The sequence below is a fragment of the Isoptericola sp. NPDC055063 genome (genome assembly GCF_053608125.1).
In genome coordinates this window covers 1-23,722 of sequence record NZ_JBSGUW010000017.1, presented here as the reverse complement: position 1 = coordinate 23,722, position 23,722 = coordinate 1, and the positions used below count along the sequence as shown (strand labels likewise).

The window sequence follows — 23,722 nt, the reverse complement described above, 5'->3', positions numbered from 1 at the left end:
TCACTTTTACCCCACCTCACAAAAATTGTGCTCCCCTTTTTTGGGGGAAGCGATTTTTTTTCCTTCTGCCCCCAGAAAAAGGGGCCAAACTTCCCCCCCACAACACCGTCCCGGGTCAGCCGGCCAGGTGCCCCCACCGCGGTGCGAGCTCGTGCCACGGCCCGACCTCCGCGACCTCGCCGTCGGCGAGGACGACGACGCGGTCCGCGCGCGACAGGGCCGCGCGCTTCGACGTCGCGCCCACCACCGTGGTGCCCCGCTCGCGCAGCGACGCCCACAGCTCGATCTCGGTGGTGGCGTCGAGGGCGGACGAGACGTCGTCGGCGAGCAGCAGCTCGGCGTCGGTCGCGAGCGCGCGGGCGAGCGCCAGTCGCTGCACCTGCCCGCCCGACAGCCGCACCCCGCGGTGCCCGACCAGCGCGTCCGGGCCGCCGGCCTCCGCGACGTCCTGCCCCAGGCGCGCGGCCGCGACCGGCCCGTCGACGTCCCGCTCGTGGTCCAGGCGCACGTTCTCGGTGAAGGTGCCCGAGAGCACCCGCGGCACCTGCGCGACGTGGGCCACCTGCCCGGGGCGCAGGAACGTCTGGGCGTCGGCGACATCCTGCCCGTTCCAGCGGATGGTCCCCGTGTGCTCCATGAGGCCGCTCAGCGCCGACAGCAGGCTCGACTTGCCCGACCCCACCTGCCCGAGCAGCAGCACGAGCTCGCCGCGCCGCACCTCCAGGTCGACGTCGGACACCCCGATGGTGCCGTCGTCGTGCACGGCCGTGACGCCCTCGAGGCGCAGCCGCTCCAGCGCCCGGCGCGGTCCCGGCGCCGGCAGCGGCGCCTCGCCCGTGAGCAGGTCGACGCCGGCCGGCAGGTCCATGAGGTCCGTGCCCGCCGCGAAGCGGCCCGTGGCGCGCTGCCACGACCGGGTGCCCGGCGCCTCCGTGACGACCGCACCCGCGACCACGCCGAACCAGCCGAACCCGTTCACCGCGTTCGCGACCAGCAGCGCCGTCGCGAGCCCCCACGTGCCGGTGAGCAGGCCCGCCCACGCGGCGACGACGCCGAGCTGCACCATGATCATCGGCACCCCGTCGAGCGCGGCCTGCACCCGGTGCTCGAAGATCGCGGCGCGCACGCGCCCGCCGTCCACGTGCCGCAGGTGCGCGTGCACCTCGGGCGTGCGCGCGGCGAGCTTCACCGTGCGCGCGGAGTCGAGCGTCGAGACCAGGGCGCGGCCGAAGCGGGCGCGCGCCGCCGACGACCGGGTGGCCGAGCGGCCCGCGATGGGGCGGCCGATCGCCGACGCCGCGGCCGAGACGACCATGACGGCGAGCAGCACGCCGCCCGCGAGCCACGACCCGGACAGCAGCGCCGTCACGCCGGCGATGACGAGGCCGTTGACGAAGTCGACCCAGCGGTCCGCGTACCGCACGAACCGGTCCGCGTCCATCGACCGGGCCACGACCTCGCCGGGCGGGGTGGCACGCAGCCGCTCCTGGCGCGTCTGGCCGGCCATGACCGCCATCCGCACGCGCAGCAGCACCTCCACCCACCAGCGCGGGTACACGAACAGCGCCCAGGCGAGGGCGAGCGGCGCGACGACGAGCAGCACGGCGAACGACACCATGAGCACGGTGGGGAAGCCGTCGTCGAGCCCCTCGACCGCCTGCCCCCACAGGAACCCGGTGAGCGCGCCCTGCGCGGAGACGAGGCTGGCCACGAGGAACAGCAGCGCACCGACGACGCCCCACGCGGGCCGCACGAACAGCGCGTGCAGCACGCCGCGCGCGAGGCTCGGCCCCTCGCCGGGGTCGGCGAGGTCCGGCGCCGCGCCCCGGCGGCGCTTGCCGCCCACGTGGTGCTCGGCCCCGTGCCCGGCCCCCTGCTCGACCTGCTGCTCGGCGGCCTCCGGGGTCGCCCCCGGCGCGGCCTCGTGCGCGGTGAGCGCCGCGGCCACCTCCTCGGCGGCCCCGGCGCTCGCCACGGGCGCCTCGGCGGCGTCGCTCGCCAGGAGCAGGTCGCGGTAGGGGCCGTCCTCGCGCGCGAGCCGGGCCCGCGGGCCCTGCTGCACGACGCGCCCGTGGTCGAGCGCCGCGAGCAGGTCCGCCCGCTCGATGGTGGTGAGCCGGTGGGCGACGAGCACGCCCGTGCGGCCGGCGAGCAGCCGCTCCGACGCAGCGACGACGCGCGCCTCGGTGAGCGGGTCCATGCGCGCGGTCGCCTCGTCGAGCACGACCACCTGGACGTCGCGGACCAGCAGACGGGCGAACGCGACGAGCTGCTCCTCCCCCGCCGACAGCGAGGTGCCGCCCGGCCCGAGCAGCGTGTCCAGCCCGTCGGGCAGGCCGGACACCCAGGCGTCCAGGCGCAGCTCGCGCACGGCCGCCTCGATGTCGTCGCGCGGGACGTCGGCGAACAGGGCGATGTTCTCGGCCAGGGTGCCGGCGAGGATCTCGGTGCGCTGCGTCACGACGCCCACCGCGGCGCGCAGCTTCTGCAGGTCGAGGTCGCGGACGTCCACGCCGCCCAGGAGCACTGTGCCGGGCTCCGGCTCGACGGCGCGCGACAGCAGCGACGCGAGCGTCGACTTGCCCGACCCGGTGCGCCCGACGAGCGCCACCGTCTGGCCCGCCGGGACGTGCAGGTTCACGCCCTGCAGCGCGAAGGTGCCCTCGGCGTAGGAGAAGTGCAGGTCGCGCAGCTCGATGCCGACGGGGCCCTCGGGCAGGTCGCGCCCGCCCGTGGGCTCGGGCTCGACGCCGAGCATCTGCTTGATGCGCGTGATCGCGCCCAGGCCCTCCTGGATGTCCGGCAGGTGGTGGATGAGGTTGTCCACCTGGCCCACGAACATGGCCGTCACGAGGAACAGCGTGACGAGCTCCTGGACGGCGAGGGCGCCACCGGAGGCCAGGGCCGCGCCGGCCACGGCCACGCCGGCGAGCAGGGACGCCAGCACCAGCCCGGCGCGCCGCAGCATCCGCGACTCGACCGTCACCACGTCGCGGAACTTGCGGTGCACGTCCGCCGAGCGCTGCGCCAGGCGGCGGATCGCGAACGGCTGACCGAGGCTCGTGCGCAGGTCGTCGCGGGCGGCGACCGACTCCTCGAACGCGGCCGCGTGGTCGGTCCAGGCCGCCTCCTCGGTCACCTTGCGGCGGGCGATCTCGCCCAGCATCGGCCGCACGAGGAGCCCGGCCAGCGCGCCGAGCACGGGGAACAGCACCCACGCGGGCCACCAGGTGATGCCCGCGACCACGTACATGGGCACGACGCCCACGACGGTGCGGCCCGCGCCCCACAGCTGCCGGCGCACCAGCGTGCCGACGGCGTGCGTGTCGTCGTCGACGCGGTCGAGCACCTCGCCCACCGCCTGCTCCGTGAGCGTGGCGAGGGGCTGGTGCAGCGCGGCGGTGAGCAGGTCGCCGCGCAGGCGGCCCTCGGCCCGGTCGACGACGCCCGCCCACACGACCTGCCCGGCCGTGTCGAACAGGGCGGCGCCCACCACGCAGAGGGTCAGCAGCAGGAGCAGGCCACCCGTCGGGTCCTCCGCGAGGCGGCCCGCGACGACCGTGCCGAGCGCGGCGCCCACCGCCCCGAGCGTGAGCGCGACCAGCGCGACCGCGGCGACGGGGCCGCGCAGGCGGCGCCAGTCGAGACGACGGGACGGGTCGTCCGGGGTGGGGGCGGCGGTGGGGCTGGCGTGGTCCGCGCGCGCGGCAGGGGCGTCGATCATGGCCCGGAAATCCTACGTGGGCCCACCGACGCCCCGCCCGTGATTTTCGGCTAGATCAGCCCCAGCGCCCGCACCGCGTCCCGCTCCTCCGCGAGCTCCGCCACGCTGGCGGTCATCCGCTCCCGGGAGAAGTCGTCGAGCTCGAGGCCCTCGACGACCTCCCAGGCGCCGCCCGACGACGTCACCGGGAACGACGACACGAGGCCCTCGGGCACGCCGTACTGCCCCGTCGACCACAGGCCGGCGCTGGTCCAGTCGCCGGCGGGCGTGCCCAGCACCCAGTCGTGCACGTGGTCGATCGCCGCGTTCGCCGCCGACGCGGCCGACGACGCGCCCCGCGCGTCGATGATCGCCGCACCGCGCTTGGCGACCGTCGGGATGAAGTCGTCCGTCAGCCAGAGCCGGTCCTCGTCCGCGTACCGGGAGCCGGGGGTGCCGGCCACGTCGGCGCGGAACACGTCCGGGTACTGGCTGGCCGAGTGGTTGCCCCAGATCGTGACCCGGCGCACCTGCGACACCGGCACGTCGGCCCGCTTCGCGAGCTGCGACAGGGCGCGGTTGTGGTCCAGGCGCGTCATCGCCGTGAACCGGTCCTTCGGCACGTCGGGCGCGTTCGACGCCGCGATCAGCGCGTTCGTGTTCGCCGGGTTGCCCACCACGAGCACCCGCACGTCGTCCGCCGCACCCGCGTTAATGGCCCGGCCCTGCGGCCCGAAGATGCCGCCGTTCGCCTCGAGCAGGTCCGCCCGCTCCATGCCCGGGCCGCGGGGCCGCGCGCCCACCAGCAGGGCGATGTTGGTGCCCGCGAAGCCGGCCGTCGGGTCGTCGTGGATGTCGATCCCGTCGAGCAGCGGGAAGGCGCAGTCGTCGAGCTCCATGGCCGTGCCCTCGGCCGCCTTCACCGCCTGCGGGATCTCCAGCAGCCGCAGCCGCACGGGGGTGTCGGGGCCGAGCATCGCGCCCGACGCGATCCGGAAGAGCAGCGCGTACCCGATCTGGCCCGCCGCCCCGGTGACGGTGACGTTCACTGGTGTGGTCATGCCCCCACTCTGGCGCAGCCCGGCTCCCGGGTCGACCGGCACGCCGACCGCCGTGGCGGAACGCGACCTGGGACGACGCGCGGTACGGTGCGAGCAGCGCCACCGTCGGCCCGCGCTCAGCAACCGTTCAGACCACGGTGGAAGCATGCCCGCGCTGCCGGCCTGCGAGGTCGGTCACGCACGACCGGCCCTCCGAGCGGGGGGCGAACCGAGACGCCCGTCTCCCGAACAGAGAAGGACCCTCATGTCCCAGGACATCGCCGCCGAGGGCGGTACGGCTTCGGTCGAGGTCGACACCGCGGCCGCGCCCGTCGAGCACGGCCTGTTCCAGCGCCTCGCCGCCGAGGCGTTCGGCACGTTCGTGCTGGTGCTCGGCATCGTCGGCACCGCCACGTTCAACGCCGTGAACAACAACCAGATCCTTCCCGTGGCGCTCGCGGCCGCGCTCCTCCTCATGGGCGCGATCGCGGCGGTCGGCGCCGTGTCCGGCGGCCACTTCAACCCGGCGGTGACGCTCGGCGCGGCGCTCGCTGGCCGCACCCCGTGGCGCGACCTCGCGCCGTACTGGGTGGCGCAGCTCGTCGGCGGCACCGCCGCCGCCGCGGTCGTGTTCTCCCTCGTCCCGACCGGGTACCCGGCCCTCGTGGGCGCCGAGGACAAGGCCGGCGTCCTCGCGGGGACGGCCAACGGCTTCGGCAGCCACTCGCCGCTGGCGAACCTCACCGCGGCGTCGGGCAGCCCCGTCCAGTTCTCGCAGTGGTCGGCGATCCTCGTCGAGGTGATCGTCACCGCCGTCTTCGTCGGGATCATCCTCGCCGTGACGAGCAAGCGCTCGAAGTCCGCCTTCGCCCCCGCCGTCATCGGCCTGGCCCTCGGCGCCCTGATCATCGTCGCCTGGCCGGTCACCAACGCGTCGCTCAACCCGGCGCGGTCGTTCGCCTCGGCCGTGTTCGCCGGCGGGTGGACCTGGGGCCAGCTGTGGGTCTTCGTCGTCGCCCCGCTGGTCGGCGCGGCGCTCGCCGCGCTGTTCGTCCGCGCGTTCCAGCCGGTGCCAGCCGTCGCGCTGACCGAGTTCGAGTACGCGGCCGTGACCGTCGAGGAGCGCACCGAGGAGGCCGACACCGCGCGGACCGGCGCCGAGCACGACGTCGTCGACGACGGCGCCCTCCCGGCCGTTCCCGAGGCCGAAGCCGAGGAGCGCGCGGCCGACGCCTCGGACGCCGCACAGGACGCGTCGGGCGACGAGCCGAAGGGCGACGCACCCCGCGCCTGACCCGGCTCAGCACGGCACGAGGGCCGGCATCCCCGCGGGGTGCCGGCCCTCGTCCTGTCCAGCGTCCCGTCCAGACGGGTCGTCGTGCCGGCGGGGCGCCGCTCAGCTCAGGCCGGGCGCGGTGACCGCGAGGACGCCGATCACGACCGCCGCCGCCCAGCACAGGAAGACGTCGAAGCCGCGGCTGCGCACGACGAGGCCGACCGGCCCGGTCCGGGAGGTGGCCCGCCACGTGCCCGCGACGGCCAGCGTGAGGGCGATCACGCCGACCCCGAGGCGGGCGCCGACCAGCACGCCGAGCAGCACGGCCAGGACGATCCCGCTCAGCACCGTGACGATCGCGCGCTCCGGGCCGGGCACGGCGCGGGCGGCCTCCTCGTGCTCGGCCTCCACGGAGTGCCAGGTGGGCGCGGGCTTGCGCCCTCCGGGAGGGTCGGGCAGTGCACGGGGATCCACGGCAGACGAGCCTACCGTCGTCGGGAGGGCGCCCGTCCCTGGTGCCCGTCCCACCCGGGTTACGGTGAGCAACGTGCCCGAGCCCACGACCCCCACCTCCCAGCCCGTCCCCCGGCCCCGCACGGTCGTCGTGGTCGGCGCGGGCCTCGCGGGAGCGCAGACGGTCGCGGCGCTGCGCGCGCACGGCTTCGACGGCCGCGTCACCCTGCTCGGCGCGGAGGGCGTGCCGCCCTACGACCGCCCGCCGCTGTCCAAGGAGCTCCTCACGCGCCCCGAGCCCGTCTGGCTGAGCGCGGACCTCGGCGTCGACGTCGAGACGCTCGCCGACGACGTCCGCCTGGCGGAGCCCGCGCGGGCGCTGGAGACCGGTCCGGACGGCGTGGTCGTCGTGACGGGCGCCGACCGCGTCGAGGCCGACGCCGTCGTGCTGGCCATGGGCTCGGTGCCCGTGGTGCCGCCCGGCTTCGACGCCTCCGCCCTGCTGCACACGGCGGCCGACGCCGAGCGGCTGCGGTCGGCGCTGCGCCCGGGCCTGCGGCTCGTCATCGTGGGGGCGGGCTGGATCGGGGCCGAGCTCGCGGGCGTGGCCGCCGGGGCGGGCGCCGACGTCACGGTGCTCGAGGCCGCGGACGCGCCCCTGTCCCGCCAGCTCGGCCGCGAGATCGGCGCGCGCCTCGCGGGCTGGTACGACGACGCGGGGGTCCACCTGCGCACCGGGTCCGCGGTGGCTGCCGTCGACGACACCGGGGTGCGCCTGGCCGGCGGCGAGCACGTCCCGGCGGACCTCGTGCTCACCGCCGTCGGGGCCCGCCCCGCGACGGGCTGGCTCGCGGGCGCGCTGCCGCTGGACCCGCGGGGCGCGCTGGAGGTGGACGCCGACGGCCGCGTCCCCGGCCACCCGCGGGTGTGGGCGGTCGGGGACGTCGCCTCGCGCGCGCACCCGGTGTTCGGCACGGTGCCCGGCGGGCACTGGTCGGCCGCCCTGCACGACCCGGACCCGACCGTCCGCGCCCTGCTCGGCATCGAGGGCGCCGGTGGCGACCACGGCGCCGGCCACGCGCCGTACGTCTTCTCCCAGCAGCTCGGCCACGACCTGGCCCTGCTCGGGCTGCCCGCCGAGGGCTCCCCCGTGGTGCTGCGGGGCGCCCCCGGCGAGGGCCCGTGGGCGGCGCTCTACCTGGACCCGGCGGAGGCCCCGGACGTCGACGGCCCGCTCGACGGCGTCGCGACCGTCCGCGCCGTGCTGCTCGTCGACTCCCCGCGCGACGTCGGCGGCGTGCGCCGTCTCATGAGCCGCGGCGAGCCGCTCCGGCTCGACCTGGCGCGCGCCCTCGACCCCGCCGTCCGGCTCAAGGCCGCCGTCGCCCCCTGACGCCGAATAGGCGGTTGACACCGTTGTGGGGCGTCGACGCGCCCCATCACGGTGTCAACCGCCTGTTCGGCACTCCTCAGTGCGCGAAGTGGCGCGTGCCGGTGAGGTACATCGTGACGCCGGCGGCCTGCGCGGCCTCGATCACCTCGGCGTCGCGGATGGAGCCGCCCGGCTGCACGACGGCGCGCACGCCGGCGTCGAGCAGCACCTGCAGGCCGTCGGCGAAGGGGAAGAACGCGTCGGACGCGGCGACGGAGCCGCGCGCCCGCTCGACCGGGCCGGACTCGCCCTCGGCGAGCGTGTTGGCCCGCTCGACGGACAGGCGGCAGGAGTCCACGCGGTTGACCTGGCCCATGCCGATGCCGACGGCGGCACCCCGGTCGGCGAGCAGGATGGCGTTCGACTTCGCCGCGCGCACCGACCGCCACGCGAAGGCCAGGTCGGCGAGGGTGGCCTCGTCGGCGGCCTCGCCCGCGGCGAGGGTCCACGATGCGGGGTCGTCGCCCTCGGCCTGGAACCGGTCGACCTCCTGGACCAGCATGCCGCCGGAGATCGGGCGGTTCTCGGCGACGGCGTGCGGCGGGGTGTCGACGACGAGCAGCCGCACGTTCTTCTTCTTCTGGAGGATCTCGAGCGCCTCGGGCTCGAAGCCCGGTGCGACGACGACCTCGGTGAAGATCGGCGCGATCCCCTCGGCCGCGGCCCGGGTGATGACGCGGTTGGCCGCGATGACGCCGCCGTACGCCGAGACCGGGTCGGTGGCGTGCGCGCGGGCGTGCGCCTGCGCGATGTCCTCGCCGACGGCGATGCCGCAGGGGTTGGCGTGCTTGATGATCGCGACCGCCGGGCCCTCGTGGTCGTGCGCGGCGCGCCACGCGGCGTCGGCGTCGACGTAGTTGTTGTAGCTCATCGCCTTGCCATGCAGCTGCGCGGCCTGGGCGAGGCCGGTGGCGCCGTCGGTCCGCGTGTACAGGGCGGCCTTCTGGTGCGGGTTCTCGCCGTAGCGCAGCACCTCCGCACGCTCGAAGGCGGCGCCGGTGACGTCGGGCATGTGCGACTCGAGCGCGACCGCGTCGGGCGCGTACGAGCTGGCGAACCAGGAGGCGACCGCGACGTCGTACTGCGCGGTGTGCGCGAACGCGGCGGCGGCGAGGCGCTTGCGCTGCGCGAAGGTGAAGCCGCCGCCCTGCACGGCCGCGACGACGTCGTCGTAGCGTGCCGGGTCGACGACGACGGCCACGCTCGGGTGGTTCTTGGCCGCGGCGCGGACCATGGACGGGCCGCCGATGTCGATCTGCTCGACGACCTCGTCGGGGCCGGCGCCGGACGCGACGGTCGCCGCGAACGGGTAGAGGTTCACCACGACCAGCTCGAACGTCTCGATGCCGAGGTCGGCGAGCTGGGCGAGGTGGTCGGCCTTGCGGGTGTCGGCGAGGATGCCGGCGTGCACGCGCGGGTGCAGCGTCTTGACGCGACCCTCGAGGCACTCCGGGAAGCCGGTGAGCTCCTCGACTCGCGTGACAGGGATGCCGGCGTCGGCGATCTTCGAGGCCGTGGAGCCGGTCGAGACGAGCTCCACGCCCGCGGCGTGCAGGGCGGTGGCGAGCTCGGTCAGGCCGGTCTTGTCGTAGACGCTGAGCAGCGCGCGGCGCACGGGGCGCTGGGCGTCGTCGGCGAGCTGGACGTCGGGAGCGGTGGGGGCGCCGGTCATGAAGGTCTCCTCGAAAGTCGTCTCTCAAGGACCCTGGCACCCAGGCGGGCGGCGCGCACAGCGGGTCGATCTGGGGGTGGCCGCTCCCCGGTGGTGACCCACCCTCGCCAGTCACGGCCGGGGGCGAGTCTATCGAACGCCGTCGGGCCGAGTCACCGCGGGGTCACGGCGGCGGTCACGGCAGCGCCACCTCGACGCCGAGCAGCCGCCAGGCCCGCGACGCCATGGGCCCGCGCTCGGCCGCGGGGCGCCGGGTGAGCGCCCCGGCCACGAGCTCGACGCCGAGCATGAGGTCCTCGACCGTGGACCCCGCGGGCACGTGCCCGGCCGCGAGCGCCGCCTCGAGACGCTCGGCGAGCACGGCGGCGACGCGGTCGCGCAGCTCGAGCATGCGCCCCGGGCGGTCCTCGACCAGCAGGTCGACCACCCCGACGGACTCGATCGCGTGCCGCGTCACGAGGCCGAGGAGCTCCGGCAGCGCGGCGCCGTCCGCCGACGACCGCTCCAGCGCGACGACGTTCTCCTCGACGACGGCGGCGACGAGCGAGACGCGGTCCGGGAAGTGCCGGTAGAGGCTGCCCTGCCCGACGCCGGCACGGCGCGCGACCGCGCTCAGCGGGGCCGCGGTGCCGGACTCGGCGAACACGGCGTGCGCCGCCGCCACCAGCGCCGCACGGTTGCGCGCGGCGGCCGCGGGCCCGGGGTTGCTCCGGGCGGACGGGCGGGGCTTGCTCGGGTCGGTGGGCACCGGAATAGACTAACAACCGGACAGTGTTGTCCGGATAGGTCGTCGAGAGGCGGCGCACCAGCCCGCGAGGGAACGTCCAGCAAGGAGAGCACCATGGCCCTGTCCGCATCCTCGACCGTCGGCGAGTGGCTCGACCACCCCGTCGGAGGCCGCATCATCGGCGCCGTCCTGGAGCAGGCCGGCGCGTCCGCCGAGGCCCTCGCCCCGGCCCGGAGCCTGCCCCTCAAGCAGCTCGTCACCCTGTCGAACGGCCAGTTCCCCGCGGAGATGGTCGACGGCCTCGTCGCCGCCTATCGCGAGCAGGCGCCGGACGACGCCGACGCCCCCGAGCGGACCGGCTCCCCCGCCCCCGCACCCTGGGCCGAGCAGGTCACCCCGGGCCGCTTCGCCGGGCAGACGGTGATCGTCACGGGCGCCGCGTCCGGCATCGGCCGCGCCGTCGCGTCCCGGGTGGCGCGCGAGGGCGGGCGCGTCGTCGCCGTCGACCTGGCGAAGGAGAAGCTGGACGAGCTCGCCGCGTCGCTCCCCGGCGGGGACGTCGTGTCCGTCGCGGGCGACATCACCTCCCCCGCGTCCGTCGAGGAGATCGTCCGCGCCGCGGGCGACCGCGTCGACGCCCTCGCCAACGTCGCCGGGATCATGGACGACATGGGCGCGGTGCACGAGCTCACCGACGCGATGTGGGAGCGCGTGATGCGCGTGAACGTCGACGGCACGATGCGCCTCATGCGCGCCGTCCTGCCCGGGATGCTCGACGCCGGCCGCGGCCGCATCGTCAACGTCGCCTCCGAGGCGGGGCTGCGAGGGTCCGCCGCGGGCGCCGCGTACACCGCCTCCAAGCACGCCGTCGTCGGCCTCACCAAGTCGTCGGCCGTGATGTACGCCGGCACGGGCGTGCAGGTGAACGCCGTCGCGCCGGGCGGGGTCGCCACCGGCATCCAGGTGCCCGGCCAGGCCGAGTTCGGCGGCCCGCGGCTGGGACGGTTCATGGGCAACATCCCCGGGATCGCGACGGCGGAGCACCTCGCCGCGTCGATCACGTTCCTGCTGTCGACGGACGCCGTGAACCTCAACGGCGCGATCGTCGCGTCGGACGGCGGCTGGTCCGCCGTCTGACGCGCGACCTGTCAGGGCCACGTGGACGTCGTTGTCCACGCGGCCCTGACAACTCGCGGACGGGTCATTCCGCGGGCATCGGGAGGGCGTCGTCGGCCCAGGAGTCCGGGGTGCCGACCCGCCACAGGGACCGCACCAGCGCCAGGCCGACGACGGTGGCGGCGAGCAGCGCCACCAGGGTCCACAGCACGACGCCGATGCCGCCCGCCCCGAGGAGGGTGCCGCCGACCAGCGGGGCGAACGGCATCGCCGCCACGCCGCTGAGCCCGAGGACCGAGGCCAGCCGGCCCTGCATCTCCCCCGGCGTGATCGCCGCGGTATAGCCGGCCATCGCCGCGTTCACGGCCGGGACCAGGAGCACGCCGCCGCCGATGAGGACGAGGTACGCGACATACGTCTGCGTGAGGGCCATGCCCGCGAACGCGATCACCAGCAGCCCGAGCGACACGACGGTCACGGCGCCGAGCCGCATCCGCGCGACGAGCGGCGGCGCGACGAACGAGCCCAGCAGCATCGACCCCGCGGCGACCATGTTGAACACGCCGATCAGCACGGGCGGGGTGCCCGTGCGGGCGAGCTCGAGGCTGATGCCGATCATCATGCCGCCGAGCGCGATGTTGACCATGACGAACAGGCCGAGGCAGGCGCGGAACAGGGGCACGGCCCACACGAAGCGCAGCCCCTGCTTGAGGGCGTCCAGCGGGCGGGTGGCGCGGGCCGCGTCGGCGTCGCCGCCCAGGGGCTCCCGGACGAAGAAGGCGCAGACGGCCGTGGCGACCTCGCCGACGACCGCCCCGAGCATCGGCACGACGTGCGCGACGCCGTAGAGCGCGCCGCCCAACGGGCCCCCGAGCATCCCCGCGACGGCGTCGCGCCCCTGGGCCGCGGCGTACGCGGTGGGCAGCTGCGGCTGCGGGACGACGGCGCGGAAGGCGCCGCTGATGGCCGGGTCGAGGAAGGCGGTGGCGACCGCCGCGCCGAAGAGGACCGCGGCGAGGTGCCAGGCGGTGAGCCCGCCGGTGATCCCCGCGACGACGACCGTCGCCCACAGGAGCGCCGCGACGCTCGCGGCGACGACGACCAGCCGGCGGCGGTCCGTGCGGTCGGCGACGACGCCGGCCGGCAGGGCCGCGAGCAGTGCGCCGGTCTGCCCCACCGCCGCCACCACGCCGGCGGCGGTCGGCGAGCCGGTGAGCTGGAGCGCCAGGAGCGGCACGGCGAACTTGGTGATGCTGCCGCCCAGCGACTGGGTCGTGAGCCCCGTCATCAGCAGCATGTACGGCCGGTTGCGGCGCAGGGGCGCGAGCGCCTCGGTCACGTCGACGCCCTCGGTCGGGACGACGGTCTCGCTCACGGTGGACGGCGCTGCGGTCGTCGGGGTCTCGGTCATGAGGACGACGGTAGACCCGCAACGCTTGTTGCGCAATAGTCATTGCGCATTGGGTGTTGCGGAATTCTTGCTAGGCTCGTCCCCGTGCTGGAGTCCATGGAGATCAGCGAGCCCGCGGCGCTGCGCGCCATCGCGAACCCCGTCCGTCAGCGGATCCTCATGCAGATGTCGGTGGTGGGGCACGCGCGCGCCGCCGACCTCGCCGAGGCGATCGGGCAGCCCGCCAACTCGGTGAGCTTCCACCTGCGGGTGCTCGCCAAGGCCGGGCTCATCGTCGAGGCGCCGGAGCACGCGCGCGACAAGCGCGACCGGGTGTGGACCAACGTGGCGGAGACCTACCAGATCAAGTCGAACTCTCCTGCGGCCGGCACCGCGATCCTGCGGCCGGCGCTGCGCTGGGTCTCCGACGTCTTCACGCACGACGAGCGGGACGACGGCGCCGCCCGCCGGCAGTTCCTGCTCACGACGCTTCTTCTGACCAAGGAGGAGGCGGACGGCATGGCGCAGGAGCTCGCCGCGCTGATCGACCGCTGGAGCGAGGAGAACCTCGCGAAGGCCCGCGACAGCCAGGGTGTCGCCCGCGACACCTACCAGGTCGTCACGGTGCTGGGCCCGCGCGACGACACGTCCGCGGACGACGACGAGAAGGCAGCGAGCGACACGAAGGGCTGAGCCCGGGCGTCAGCCGAGGGTCGCCCGGCGCCCGTCGACACGCAGGCCCTCGCGGGCGACGCGCCCCACGGTCTCCACCAGCAGGGCGCGCTCGGCGACCTTGATCCGCTCGTGCAGCGCGGCCTCGTCGTCGCCGTCGAGCACGGGCACGGTGGCCTGGGCGAGGATCGGGCCGGTGTCGACCCCGGCGTCGACGACGTGCACGGTGCAGCCGGTGACCTTCACGCCGTAGGAGAGGGCGTCGCGCACGCCGTGCGCGCCGGGGAACGACGGCAGCAGGGCCGGGTGCGTGTTGACGATCCGCCCGGCGAAGCGCTCGACGAACGACGGCGCGAGGATGCGCATGAAGCCAGCCAGCACCACGAAGTCCGGCCGGAAGACGGCCACGGCCTCGGCGATGCCGACGTTCCAGGCCGCGCGGTCGTCGAAGTCCCGCGGGGCGACGACCACGGACGCCACGCCCGCGTCGCGGGCCAGGTCGAGGGCCCCGGCGTCCGGCTTGTCGGAGACGACGCCGACGGCGCGGGCCCCGTAGGCGGCGTCGTCGTGGGCGGCGAGCAGCGCCGCGAGGTTGGAGCCCCCGCCGGAGGCGAGGACGACGAGCCGGGCCTGGGCCGTCGCCTGGGCGGACGTGGACGCGACGGGGTGGCCGGACGGGGTCTGCACGACGCCCACCCTACCGGCGGCCCCTACCCGCGCCGCAGCCGCGATCCCACGTCCAGGTACCCGCCCGCCAGCACCACCGCCGCGCCGACGCCGACCTCGACCGCCACCACGGCGCCCACGAGCAACGGGTCCGCCCCGACGTCCGCCAGCCGGCCGGCGCCGACCGCACCGCCCGCCCACCACTGCAGCAGCCCCGTCACGACGCCGGCCAGGAGCACCACGCCCACCAGCACCTGCGCGACGTCGGCCCAGCGCACCCGCTCGGGGTCGAGCCGGCGCCACGCGAACCACCCGGCGAGCAGCCCGCAGGCGACGACCGTCAGCGGGCCCGCGACCGTCGCCACGGTGCCCGACCAGTCGGGCCCGGGCAGGGCGCCCAGCAGGGGCACGGCCGGCAGCGGACCGGTCGTCGTCCCACCAGGGGCGAACAGGGTGTCCTGCCCGACGGCGAACCCGGGCCCGGCCAGCCACGCCGTCGCCCACAGCACCAGGTTGGGCAGCAGGGCGAGCTGGGCCACCGCGAACACCACGCCGCCGATCCAGCCCGGGTCGAGGCCCGCCACCACGTCCTCCGACGTGGCGCGCCCGGCCACCCCCCACACCCCCGTGAGCGCGGCGCCGAGGCCCACCAGGGTGACGAGCGCGACGGTGCCCGCCTGCATCCCGAGCCGCACGACGTCGGGCACGGCGCGGTCGAGGAGCCCGCCGGGCGCGACGACGGCGGGCCGGTCCGGCGGCACGAGGATGCCGAGCGCCGCGCCCGCGCCCCCGACGACGAGGCCGCCGAGCGCCGCCAGCGCGAGCCGCGGCCCGGTGGCGGCCAGCCCGTCGCCGCCGGCCACGCCGGCGGTCGCGGCCGCGAGGGCGCACGTCACCACCGCGTAGGCGGCGGCCGCCCCGACCCACGCCGCCAGCGTGGGCAGCGCCGAGCGCTTGACCGAGACGTACGTCGTGAAGACCGCGAGCGCGCCGATCCCGAGCGGGACGAGCGTGACCACGCCGGTCCCGGCGGCCAGCGGCACGCCGTGGCCCAGCAGCCAGAGCCCGGTCGCGAGGCCGACGGCGCCCGTCCACGCGGAGTCGGGCGAGCCGCCGAGCACGCCGACCACGGCGAGCAGCACGACGACCGCCCCGGACAGCACGATCCCCTGCAGGGCGGCCCACGCACCGGACGTCGACGCCGCGAACCGCTCTCCCCCGCGGCCGAGGCGCCGGGCCGAGGAGCCGCCCTCGACCGTGCGGCCGGTGCGGGGGGATCGGGTTCCGGGCGGTGCGCTCACGGGCCCCATCGTCCCCCGGGCACCGGGCGGAACCGCGCAGACACACAGGGCCCCGCGGACACGCGGACGGCGCCCGCCCCCGGAGGGACGGGCGCCGTCGCGCGGTGCGTCAGGACGCTCGCAGTCAGAGCGCCTCGAGGATCTCGCGCATGAGCTCGGCGGTCTCGGACGGCGTCTTGCCGACCTTCACGCCGACGGCCTCGAGGGCCTCCTTCTTGGCCTGCGCGGTGCCCGCCGAGCCGGAGACGATGGCGCCGGCGTGGCCCATGGTCTTGCCCTCGGGGGCGGTGAAGCCCGCGACGTAGCCGACGACCGGCTTCGTCACGTGCTCCTTGATGTAGGCCGCGGCGCGCTCCTCGGCGTCGCCGCCGATCTCGCCGATCATGACGATCGCCTTGGTCTCCGGGTCGTTCTCGAAGGCCTCGAGCGCGTCGATGTGCGTGGTGCCGATGACCGGGTCGCCGCCGATGCCGATGGCGGTCGAGAACCCGAGGTCCTTCAGCTCGTACATCATCTGGTAGGTCAGGGTGCCCGACTTCGACACGAGGCCGATCGGGCCCTTGCCCGTGATGGTGTGCGGCGTGATGCCGGCGAGCGACTCGCCCGGCGTGATGATGCCGGGGCAGTTCGGGCCGATCATGCGCGTCTTCTTGCCCTGGAGGTAGGCGAAGACCTCGGCGGAGTCCTGCACCGGGACGCCCTCGGTGATGACGACGATCAGCGGCATCTCGGCGTCGACGGCCTCGATCGCCGCGTCCTTGGTGAACGCCGGCGGCACGAACAGGACGGACACGTTCGCGCCGGTCTCCGCCATGGCCTCCTTGACGGTGCCGAAGACGGGGAGCGTGACGTCGTTGCCCTCGTGGTCCTTGTGGGTCACGGTGGTGCCGGCCTTGCGGGCGTTGACGCCGCCCACGATCTGTGCGCCGGAGTCGAGCATCAGGGCGGTGTGCTTGGCACCCATCCCGCCGGTGATGCCCTGGACGATGATCTTGCTGTCCTTGTTCAGGTAGATGGACATGTCAGTGAAGTCTCTGCTTTCCGCGTCGTCTCGGGCGATCAGGCGTTGGCCAGCTCGGCAGCCTTGTCGGCGCCGCCGTCCATGGTCTCGGCCAGGGTGACCAGCGGGTGGTTCGCCTCGCGCAGGATGGCGCGGCCGAGATCCACGTTGTTGCCGTCGAGGCGGACGACCAGCGGCTTGCTGGCCTCGTCGCCGAGGATCTCCAGCGCGCCGACGATGCCCTTGGCGACCTCGTCGCAGGCGGTGATGCCGCCGAAGACGTTGACGAACACGCTCTTGACCTGCGGGTCGTTGAGGATGACGTCCAGGCCGTTCGCCATGACGGTGGCGTTCGCGCCGCCGCCGATGTCGAGGAAGTTGGCGGGCTTGACGCCGCCGTGCGCCTCGCCGGCGTACGCGACGACGTCGAGCGTGCTCATCACGAGGCCCGCGCCGTTGCCGATGATGCCGACCTCGCCGTCGAGCTTGACGTAGTTGAGGCCGTTCTCCTTGGCCTTGGCCTCCAGCGGGTCCGCCGCGGCCTTGTCCTCGAGCGCCTCGTGGTCCGGGTGGCGCACCTCGGAGGCGTTGTCGTCCAGCGACACCTTGCCGTCGAGGGCGACGATCGAGCCGTCCTCGGTGCGGACCAGCGGGTTCACCTCGACGAGCGTCGCGTCCTCGGCCGTGAAGACCGTCCAGAGCTTCTGGATGACGTCGGCGACGGGGGCCTTGAGCTCGTCGGCGAAGTTCGCGGCGTCGACGATCTCGCGCGCCTTGGCCTCGTCGATGCCCACGATCGGGTCGACGGCCACCTTGGCGAGGGCGTCGGGGCGCTCGACGGCGAGCTGCTCGATCTCCATGCCGCCCTCGACGGAGCACATGGCGAGGTAGTTGCGGTTCGCGCGGTCCAGGAGCACGGAGAAGTAGAACTCCTCGGCGATCTTGGCGCCCTGCGCGATCATCACGCGGTGGACCGTGTGGCCCTTGATGTCCATCCCGAGGATCTCGGAGGCCTTCTCCTCGGCCTCGGCCGGCGAGTGCGCCAGCTTGACGCCGCCGGCCTTGCCGCGGCCACCGACCTTCACCTGGGCCTTGACGACGACGGTCCCGCCGCCGAGCTCCTCTGCACCTGCGCGAGCCTCTTCGGGCGTCGTCGCGACGACGCCGCCGAGCACGGGCACGCCGTGCTTCTCGAAGATGTCGCGAGCCTGGTATTCGAACAGGTCCACCCTGCTGCGTCCTTCCATCGGTGGTGCCCCTGGGTCGGCAGAGGCCGGCACGAACGATGTCTCGACATCAAGACATCCCCGAACAGGGTAGTCCGACCCGCGCGACGCCGGGAACCGCGGCCCTGCAATCCCCCGCCGCAGGTGACCGATCCCACAGCCGCCCGCCCGAGTTGTCAGGCTCAGGACCATCCATGCCTTCGCGTGGCCCTGACAGCTCCGCCGGACAGTTGCGTCAACACGGGTTGACAGAGCTCAAGGACGTCAACCATAGTTGACGGCATGACGGAGAAGACGCTCGTCGGCGCCGCCGCCGGCGACGACCCAGGAGAGGGCCTGCGGGCCGTCCGCGCGCTGCGGGACCTGGCCGACCGCCTCGAGACGCTCCAGGTGGAGCGGGCCCGGACGCTCGGCTGGTCGTGGCAGGACGTCGCCGACGCGCTCGGCGTGACCAAGCAGGCCGTCCACAAGAAGCACGGCAGGAGGATCTGATGTTCGAGAGGTTCACGAAGGACGCACGCGCCGCCGTCGTCGACGCCCAGGAGGTGGCGGTCGACCTGCGCACCGAGACGATCGACACGCGTCACCTGGTCGTCGCGCTCGCCCGCCGCGGAGGCTCAGCGGCCGCCACCCTCCGGGCCGCCGGGCTCGACCCGGCGGACGTCGAGGCGCGCTGCCGGCAGGCCGTCGAGGCCGACGACACCCTCGACGGCGCCGCGCTGGCCTCGGTCGGGGTCGACCTCGACGAGGTCCGCAGGCGCACCGACGAGGTCTTCGGGCGCGGCGCCCTCGAGCGCGCCGCGAAGCCGCGCCGGCAGCGCTCGCACCACCCGTTCGCCCCGGACGCGAAGAAGGCGCTCGAGCTCGCGCTGCGCGAGGCGGTGCGCCTCGGCGACAAGGGCATCGACGACCGGCACCTGCTGCTCGGCGTGCTGCGCGCCGACTGCCCCGGCGGCCGCGTCCTGGAGGCCGCGCTGCGCGACGCGGGCACCGACGTCGCGGCCCTGCGCGCCGCCGCCGTGAGCGAGGGCCGCGCAGCCTGACACCGTGCTTATTCGCGCGTCCGGGCGAGGTAGGCGCGCCCGCGGGGCGACAGCCGGTAGCCGACGTCGAGGCTCTCGGTGAGGCCCAGCTCCTTGAGCCGCCGCACCCGGATCTTGAACGGGTCGCGCTCCATGCCCAGCCCCTCGGCGAGGGTGCGCGCGACGACGGCGGGCCGCGCCTCGACGAGCTCCAGGTAGTCGAGGGTCCACGGCACGGGGGCGGCGCGGTCCATGCGCGCGAGCCGGGTGCGGATCGCGTCCACGGCGGCGTCGTCCAGGTCGTCGTCCTCCCGCAGCGCGACGCGCGGGTCCGGGCCCGCCAGGCGCAGGCCCACCCGGTACAGCTCGCCCTCGCCGCGCCGTTCGATCCAGGCGCGGGCGGTCGACGCCGAGCGGAAGCCCGCCCCGCGCGCGTCCGTGTCGTCGACGGCCTCCAGCGCCACCGGGTCCACGGCCGTCACCTCGACCACGCCCACCCGGGTGCGCATCGTCGACCCGGGTTGCACGCGCACCACGGCCCACCGACGGTAGGTGTGGGTCACCGTCCCGTCGGCGAGCCCGCGCAGCGTCCTCGCGTCCAGCAGCACACGGTCACGATGCCGGATCCCGGCCCCGGTCGCTCGGCGGTTCGCCCGACGTCAGAGCTTCGTGACTGGCGAGTACCGCAGCAGCAGCCGCTTGGTGCCGTCCGCGCCGAAGTCGATCCGCGCGACGGAGTTCGGCCCGCTGCCCTCCAGGGACACGACGGTGCCGACGCCGTACGCGTCGTGCGTGACCTTGTCCCCCACGTCGAGCGACGGGACGTCCGCGTCCTTGCGCGGCGTGGCCGAGCCGAACGTCGCGCCGGTCCCCGTCGTCGTGCCCGCGTCCTTGGGACGGCCGATCCGGCCGCCGACGCCCTCGGACGGCGACTTCCGCTGCGGCGACCACGTGCTGCCCGACGACGCGCCGCGGGACGTCCCCGACCGTGCCGACCCGCCCCGTGCCGACCCGCCCCACGCCGACCCGCCGCGCCGCAGGTACTGCGTGGACGACTCGCGCCGCCGCCAGTCCCACAGCTCCTCGGGGACCTCCTCGAGGAACCTGCTGGGCGGGAACTCGTTCGCCATGCCCCACGCCGACCGCACGGCCGAGCGCGTGATGTACAGCCGCTGGCGCGCGCGGGTGATCCCGACGTACGCGAGCCGGCGCTCCTCGGCGAGCTCCGAGTCGTCGTGCAGGGAGCGCATGTGCGGGAACGTGCCGTCCTCCATGCCCGTGAGGAAGACGACGGGGAACTCGAGGCCCTTGGCGGTGTGCAGCGTCATGAGCGTGACGACGCCCTGGTCCTCCTTGGGCTCCTGCTCCGCCTCCCCGTCGGCCACGTCCTCGTCGGGGATCTGGTCGGCGTCGGCCACCAGGGACACGCGCTCGAGGAAGTCGGTGAGGTCGCCCTCGGGGTCCAGCTCGCTGAACTCGGCCGCGACCGCGTGCAGCTCGGCGAGGTTCTCCACGCGCGACGCGTCCTGCGGGTCGTCCGACGCGCGCAGCTCGGCGAGGTAGCCGGTGCGGTCCAGCACCGCGCCCAGGATCGTGGCGGGCGGCTCTCCGTCGTCGACCAGCGCGCGCAGGTCGCGCATCATGTCGCGGAACGCCAGGAGGGGCTTGGAGGTGCGGGTGGTCATGCCGCCGATCTCGTCGGCGCGCTCCAGCGCCGCCCCGAACGACAGCCGCTCGCGGTCGGCGAACGACGCGACGAGCGACTCGGCCTTGTCGCCCAGCCCGCGCTTGGGCACGTTGAGCACGCGGCGCAGGTTGACGTCGTCGTCCGGGTTCGCCAGCGCGCGCAGGTAGGCGATGGCGTCCTTGATCTCGCGGCGCTCGTAGAACCGCGTGCCGCCCACCACCTTGTAGGGCAGGCCGACGCGGATCAGCACCTCCTCCAGCGCCCGCGACTGGGCGTTGGTGCGGTAGAACACCGCGACGTCCCCGGGGCGCACGCCGTCGGCGTCGCCGAGCCGGTCGATCTCCTCCGCGACGAACCGCGCCTCGCCGTGCTCGTCGTCGGCCACGTAGCCGACGATCTTCTCCCCCGCGCCCGCGTCGGTCCACAGCCGCTTGGGCTTGCGGTCCGGGTTGCGCGAGATGACGGCGTTGGCGGCCGTCAGGATCGTCTGCGTGGAGCGGTAGTTCTGTTCCAGCAGGATGGTCGTGGCGTCCGGGTAGTCCTCCTCGAACTCCACGATGTTGCGGATCGTGGCGCCGCGGAACGCATAGATGGACTGGTCGGCGTCGCCCACCACCGTCAGTTCGGCCGGGTCCAGGCCGTCGACGCCGGGGCCGTCCGCGGTGGCGCCCGCGAGCTCGCGCACCAGCATGTACTGCGCATGGTTCGTGTCCTGGTACTCGTCCACCAGGATGTGCCGGAACCGGCGCCGGTAGTGCTCCGCCACGTTCGGGAACGCCTGCAGCAGGTTCACCGTGGTCATGATGATGTCGTCGAAGTCGAGCGCGCTGGCCTGCGCGAGGCGCTGCTGGTAGCGGCGGTAGACGTCGGCCAGCACGGTGTCGAACTCGGGCGCCCCGCCGTCGGCCAGCCCGCCTCCCGCAGCCCGCGCGCGCCAGCCCGCGGCGGGCGGCTCGGCGGCGTCGGCGTGATCCGCGGTGTCCGCGCCCGACTGCCGCGCGTACGTGTCCGGGTCGATCAGCTCGTTCTTCAGGTCGCTGATCTTGTGCGCCAGGGAGCGCGCCGGGTACTTCTTCGGGTCCAGGTCCAGCTCGCGCGTCACCAGCGTGATGAGGCGCTGGCTGTCCGCGGCGTCGTAGATGGAGAAGCTGGAGCGCAGGCCGAGGGTCTTGGCCTCCTTGCGCAGGATCCGCACGCACGCGGAATGGAACGTCGAGACCCACATCCGCCCGCCGGCGGGGCCCACGAGATGCTCGACCCGCTCGCGCATCTCCGCGGCGGCCTTGTTGGTGAACGTGATCGCGAGAATCTCCCCCGGCCGCGCCCGCCCCGTGGCCAGCAGGTAGGCGATGCGGTGCGTGAGCACGCGCGTCTTGCCCGACCCCGCCCCCGCCACGATGAGCAGCGGGGAGCCCGCATGCTCGACGGCGGCCCGCTGCTGGGGATTGAGCCCCTCCACCAGCGCGTCCGGGTCCAGGTGCGCGAACGCCCCTCGCGACCGCGGCCGGCCCGGCTCGCCCCCGCCGTCGTGGGCCACCGACGCCGCGTCGCGCACCCAGGCGGGCGCGCCGGACGACGGGTCTGCGGCGTCGTCGTCCCAGCGCGGGGCGACCGGCGGCAGGCGTGCGGTGTCGTCCTTCGCGGCGTGGTCGAACCCGGGCAGGGACAGGCTGTCGAACAGGGAGGTCATCGTGGACCAAGCCTAGGCTCCGGGGCCGACATCCCGGACCCGCCCGGCCGTGGCGTCCCGGGGTGGTCGGCTTGTCGACCCGCCTCGCCGGACGTCACAGCGAGCGGTGCAACCGCATCGGCGTGTGCGGGATGCCGTCCTCGAGGTACTCCGGCCCGTCCGGCGCGAAGCCGAACCGTCCGTAGAAGCCGGTCAGCGGCGACTGCGCGCCGAGCACGACGTCCGCCGACGGTGCGGCCGCGGTGGCCACGTCCAGCGCGGCCTGCATGAGGACGCCGGAGGCCCCGGTGCCGCGCACGGCGGGGTGGCACACGACGCGGCCGATGCGTTGCACGTCGCCGTCGTCGAGGACGCGGGCCGTCGCGACCACGCGGCCGCCTCGCTCCCCGTCGAGCAGCACCACGTGCCGGGTCCCGGGTTCCGCGTCCCGGCCGTCCAGGTCGGGGTACGCACACTCCTGCTCGACGACGAACACGTCCTGGCGCAGCCGCCACGCCTCGTACGCGGTCCGCACGTCCAGCTCGTCGAGGGCGGCGACGCGCACCGCCCAGCGGCCGTCGTCCCGTCGTACCGCGGCGTCCTGCGTCGTCATGGTTCCTCCGTCGTGCCGTGCTGCCGTCGGACACCCTAAGCCGCTCGCCGATGAGACCGTGCCCGTTCGGCGGTCGACCCAGGAGACCGGCCGTCCGGGCCGGACCGACGAAAGGCCCCTCATGCCCACAGCAGCGCGCGTCACCGGCGTCCTCACCGTCGCCGTACCCGTCCGCGACCAGGACGCCGCCCTCGAGTTCTACACGTCGATGCTCGGCATGGAGGTCCGCTTCGACGCGGAGCTGCAGCCAGGGTTCCGCTGGATCGACATCGCCCCCGGCGGGGGCGGCGGCGCGTCCCTCTCGCTCGTCCGCGCCGGGGACGGCCTCCCGTCGGGGGTCGACACCGGGATCCGCCTGGGCACGCGGGACGCCGGCGCGGACCACGCGGCCCTCGCGGCCGCCGGCGTCGACGTGGGTGAGCTCCTCCTCTGGGGCTCCGCCCCACCGATGTTCACCTTCCGCGACCCCGACGGGAACCTGCTCTACGTCACGGAGAACGCCGAGGGCTGAGCGGGGTCGGGCCACGTCACGTCCTGTCGCGAGCGGCGGCGCGCGGTTGTCCACAGATTGCCGGGAAGGCATAGAACAGGTGTTCGAACGTCGCTAGGCTGGGGGCATGACGACGACGCTCCCCGACTCCGCGACCGGCACCTCCGCCGGAACGCCTGCGGGTCGCGCGAGCGGGCCGGTGGGCCTGAATGCGGCGGCGGAGCGGCTCGCTGCGATGCCACGGTCGTGGACCCCGTCGATCAGCGAGCTGCTGGAGGAAGAAGCACCACCCCAGCAAGCGGCCGCGCCGCTGCAACATCCGACCCTGGCCGACCTGGACCGGGTGCTCGACCAGCTCGCCGCGAACGACGCCGAGATCGCTACCCTGCACGCCCACCGCGCGGTCCTCCTCGCCCAGGCCACGAGCCTGGCCGAGGCCCTGGAGTCCGACCTCCTGGACCCCGCCGACCCCACCGCCCGCCGGGCACCCTCCGCCCGCCGCCTCGAGCTCGCCAGACGCGCCGTCACCACCGAGATCGCCACCACCCTGCACCAGGGCGAGCACGC

The 23,722-nt window shown here is 74.9% G+C and carries 20 protein-coding genes and 1 pseudogene; 8 read left to right on the top strand and 13 right to left on the bottom strand.

The window, feature by feature from the left end:
* Positions 1–115 precede the first annotated feature (115 nt).
* Together ACWF41_RS18885 and ACWF41_RS18880 are read right to left on the bottom strand one after the other, a co-directional pair.
* Positions 116–3,724, bottom strand: a complete 3,609-nt coding sequence (locus ACWF41_RS18885) for an ATP-binding cassette domain-containing protein (RefSeq protein WP_380320475.1) — start codon at positions 3,722–3,724, stop codon at positions 116–118.
* Positions 3,725–3,774: 50 nt separating this feature from the next.
* On the bottom strand, positions 3,775–4,764 hold the full coding sequence (locus ACWF41_RS18880) for a malate dehydrogenase (RefSeq protein WP_380320472.1): 990 nt from the start codon (positions 4,762–4,764) through the stop codon (positions 3,775–3,777).
* A gap of 244 nt (positions 4,765–5,008) precedes the next feature.
* Between ACWF41_RS18880 and ACWF41_RS18875 the strand changes: the two genes are divergently transcribed.
* Complete coding sequence (locus ACWF41_RS18875; protein WP_380320469.1) at positions 5,009–6,037, top strand: MIP/aquaporin family protein; 1,029 nt, start codon at positions 5,009–5,011, stop codon at positions 6,035–6,037.
* Between the two features lie 102 nt (positions 6,038–6,139).
* On the opposite strand, the gene ACWF41_RS18870 is transcribed toward ACWF41_RS18875, so the two are convergent.
* A complete protein-coding gene (locus tag ACWF41_RS18870; RefSeq protein WP_380320466.1) occupies positions 6,140–6,493 on the bottom strand; it encodes a DUF3017 domain-containing protein in 354 nt (117 codons plus the stop codon).
* A 73-nt stretch (positions 6,494–6,566) separates the two neighbouring features.
* Between ACWF41_RS18870 and ACWF41_RS18865 the strand changes: the two genes are divergently transcribed.
* Complete coding sequence (locus tag ACWF41_RS18865; protein ID WP_380320463.1) at positions 6,567–7,865, top strand: NAD(P)/FAD-dependent oxidoreductase; 1,299 nt, start codon at positions 6,567–6,569, stop codon at positions 7,863–7,865.
* A 76-nt stretch (positions 7,866–7,941) separates the two neighbouring features.
* Here the strand turns inward: ACWF41_RS18865 and purH are convergent, their stop codons facing one another.
* Both purH and ACWF41_RS18855 read right to left on the bottom strand, forming a co-directional pair.
* The gene (gene purH, locus ACWF41_RS18860) at positions 7,942–9,576 is read right to left on the bottom strand and encodes a bifunctional phosphoribosylaminoimidazolecarboxamide formyltransferase/IMP cyclohydrolase (protein ID WP_380320460.1); all 1,635 of its coding nucleotides are present in this window, start codon (positions 9,574–9,576) and stop codon (positions 7,942–7,944) included.
* 175 nt (positions 9,577–9,751) lie between these two features.
* Positions 9,752–10,324, bottom strand: a complete 573-nt coding sequence (locus ACWF41_RS18855) for a TetR family transcriptional regulator (protein WP_380320457.1) — start codon at positions 10,322–10,324, stop codon at positions 9,752–9,754.
* Between the two features lie 93 nt (positions 10,325–10,417).
* On the opposite strand from ACWF41_RS18855, the gene ACWF41_RS18850 reads away from it, so the two are divergent.
* A complete protein-coding gene (locus tag ACWF41_RS18850; RefSeq protein ID WP_380320454.1) occupies positions 10,418–11,440 on the top strand; it encodes an SDR family NAD(P)-dependent oxidoreductase in 1,023 nt (340 codons plus the stop codon).
* A gap of 64 nt (positions 11,441–11,504) precedes the next feature.
* Here ACWF41_RS18850 and ACWF41_RS18845 read toward each other — a convergent pair whose 3' ends face one another.
* Positions 11,505–12,830, bottom strand: coding sequence for an MFS transporter (locus tag ACWF41_RS18845; protein ID WP_380320451.1), 1,326 nt, complete (start codon positions 12,828–12,830; stop codon positions 11,505–11,507).
* 84 nt (positions 12,831–12,914) lie between these two features.
* On the opposite strand from ACWF41_RS18845, the gene ACWF41_RS18840 reads away from it, so the two are divergent.
* The gene (locus tag ACWF41_RS18840) at positions 12,915–13,502 is read left to right on the top strand and encodes an ArsR/SmtB family transcription factor (protein ID WP_380320448.1); all 588 of its coding nucleotides are present in this window, start codon (positions 12,915–12,917) and stop codon (positions 13,500–13,502) included.
* 9 nt (positions 13,503–13,511) lie between these two features.
* On the opposite strand, the gene purN is transcribed toward ACWF41_RS18840, so the two are convergent.
* From purN to sucC, 4 genes are all read right to left on the bottom strand, one after another.
* Complete coding sequence (gene purN, locus ACWF41_RS18835; RefSeq protein WP_380320445.1) at positions 13,512–14,168, bottom strand: phosphoribosylglycinamide formyltransferase; 657 nt, start codon at positions 14,166–14,168, stop codon at positions 13,512–13,514.
* 23 nt (positions 14,169–14,191) lie between these two features.
* Entirely contained in the window at positions 14,192–15,448 is a 1,257-nt protein-coding gene (locus ACWF41_RS18830; RefSeq protein WP_380320442.1) for a cell division protein PerM, read from the bottom strand.
* Positions 15,449–15,572: 124 nt separating this feature from the next.
* Entirely contained in the window at positions 15,573–16,469 is an 897-nt protein-coding gene (sucD, locus tag ACWF41_RS18825) for a succinate--CoA ligase subunit alpha (protein ID WP_380320439.1), read from the bottom strand.
* A 38-nt stretch (positions 16,470–16,507) separates the two neighbouring features.
* On the bottom strand, positions 16,508–17,677 hold the full coding sequence (sucC, locus tag ACWF41_RS18820) for an ADP-forming succinate--CoA ligase subunit beta (protein ID WP_380320436.1): 1,170 nt from the start codon (positions 17,675–17,677) through the stop codon (positions 16,508–16,510).
* 279 nt (positions 17,678–17,956) lie between these two features.
* On the opposite strand from sucC, the gene ACWF41_RS18815 reads away from it, so the two are divergent.
* Both ACWF41_RS18815 and ACWF41_RS18810 read left to right on the top strand, forming a co-directional pair.
* Positions 17,957–18,166, top strand: coding sequence for an RNA polymerase subunit sigma-70 (locus ACWF41_RS18815; protein WP_380320433.1), 210 nt, complete (start codon positions 17,957–17,959; stop codon positions 18,164–18,166).
* Complete coding sequence (locus tag ACWF41_RS18810; protein WP_380320430.1) at positions 18,166–18,717, top strand: Clp protease N-terminal domain-containing protein; 552 nt, start codon at positions 18,166–18,168, stop codon at positions 18,715–18,717. The genes ACWF41_RS18815 and ACWF41_RS18810 overlap by 1 nt, the downstream gene beginning before the upstream one ends.
* Before the next feature lie 8 nt (positions 18,718–18,725).
* On the opposite strand, the gene ACWF41_RS18805 is transcribed toward ACWF41_RS18810, so the two are convergent.
* From ACWF41_RS18805 to ACWF41_RS18795, 3 genes are all read right to left on the bottom strand, one after another.
* Positions 18,726–19,304, bottom strand: a complete 579-nt coding sequence (locus tag ACWF41_RS18805) for an ASCH domain-containing protein (protein WP_380320427.1) — start codon at positions 19,302–19,304, stop codon at positions 18,726–18,728.
* A gap of 51 nt (positions 19,305–19,355) precedes the next feature.
* A complete protein-coding gene (locus tag ACWF41_RS18800; protein ID WP_380320424.1) occupies positions 19,356–22,073 on the bottom strand; it encodes a UvrD-helicase domain-containing protein in 2,718 nt (905 codons plus the stop codon).
* A gap of 94 nt (positions 22,074–22,167) precedes the next feature.
* Positions 22,168–22,665: a GNAT family N-acetyltransferase gene (locus tag ACWF41_RS18795; RefSeq protein ID WP_380320421.1), complete on the bottom strand. Its 498-nt coding sequence runs from the start codon at positions 22,663–22,665 to the stop codon at positions 22,168–22,170.
* Between the two features lie 121 nt (positions 22,666–22,786).
* Between ACWF41_RS18795 and ACWF41_RS18790 the strand changes: the two genes are divergently transcribed.
* Both ACWF41_RS18790 and ACWF41_RS18785 read left to right on the top strand, forming a co-directional pair.
* Positions 22,787–23,176, top strand: coding sequence for a VOC family protein (locus ACWF41_RS18790; protein WP_380320418.1), 390 nt, complete (start codon positions 22,787–22,789; stop codon positions 23,174–23,176).
* Positions 23,177–23,282: 106 nt separating this feature from the next.
* Positions 23,283–23,722: pseudogene (locus ACWF41_RS18785) on the top strand (hypothetical protein); the annotation flags it as partial.

What these genes read in the sequence shown, in the direction of transcription:
- ACWF41_RS18880 (WP_380320472.1), bottom strand. Translation starts at nt 4,764, where the DNA reads ATGACCACACCAGTGAACGTCACCGTCACCGGGGCGGCGGGCCAGATC.
- sucD (WP_380320439.1), bottom strand. Translation starts at nt 16,469, where the DNA reads ATGTCCATCTACCTGAACAAGGACAGCAAGATCATCGTCCAGGGCATC.
- ACWF41_RS18795 (WP_380320421.1), bottom strand. Translation starts at nt 22,665, where the DNA reads ATGACGACGCAGGACGCCGCGGTACGACGGGACGACGGCCGCTGGGCG.
- ACWF41_RS18815 (WP_380320433.1), top strand. Translation starts at nt 17,957, where the DNA reads ATGACGGAGAAGACGCTCGTCGGCGCCGCCGCCGGCGACGACCCAGGA.
- ACWF41_RS18845 (WP_380320451.1), bottom strand. Translation starts at nt 12,830, where the DNA reads ATGACCGAGACCCCGACGACCGCAGCGCCGTCCACCGTGAGCGAGACC.
- ACWF41_RS18790 (WP_380320418.1), top strand. Translation starts at nt 22,787, where the DNA reads ATGCCCACAGCAGCGCGCGTCACCGGCGTCCTCACCGTCGCCGTACCC.
- ACWF41_RS18875 (WP_380320469.1), top strand. Translation starts at nt 5,009, where the DNA reads ATGTCCCAGGACATCGCCGCCGAGGGCGGTACGGCTTCGGTCGAGGTC.
- ACWF41_RS18810 (WP_380320430.1), top strand. Translation starts at nt 18,166, where the DNA reads ATGTTCGAGAGGTTCACGAAGGACGCACGCGCCGCCGTCGTCGACGCC.
- ACWF41_RS18850 (WP_380320454.1), top strand. Translation starts at nt 10,418, where the DNA reads ATGGCCCTGTCCGCATCCTCGACCGTCGGCGAGTGGCTCGACCACCCC.
- ACWF41_RS18885 (WP_380320475.1), bottom strand. Translation starts at nt 3,724, where the DNA reads ATGATCGACGCCCCTGCCGCGCGCGCGGACCACGCCAGCCCCACCGCC.
- ACWF41_RS18800 (WP_380320424.1), bottom strand. Translation starts at nt 22,073, where the DNA reads ATGACCTCCCTGTTCGACAGCCTGTCCCTGCCCGGGTTCGACCACGCC.
- purH (WP_380320460.1), bottom strand. Translation starts at nt 9,576, where the DNA reads ATGACCGGCGCCCCCACCGCTCCCGACGTCCAGCTCGCCGACGACGCC.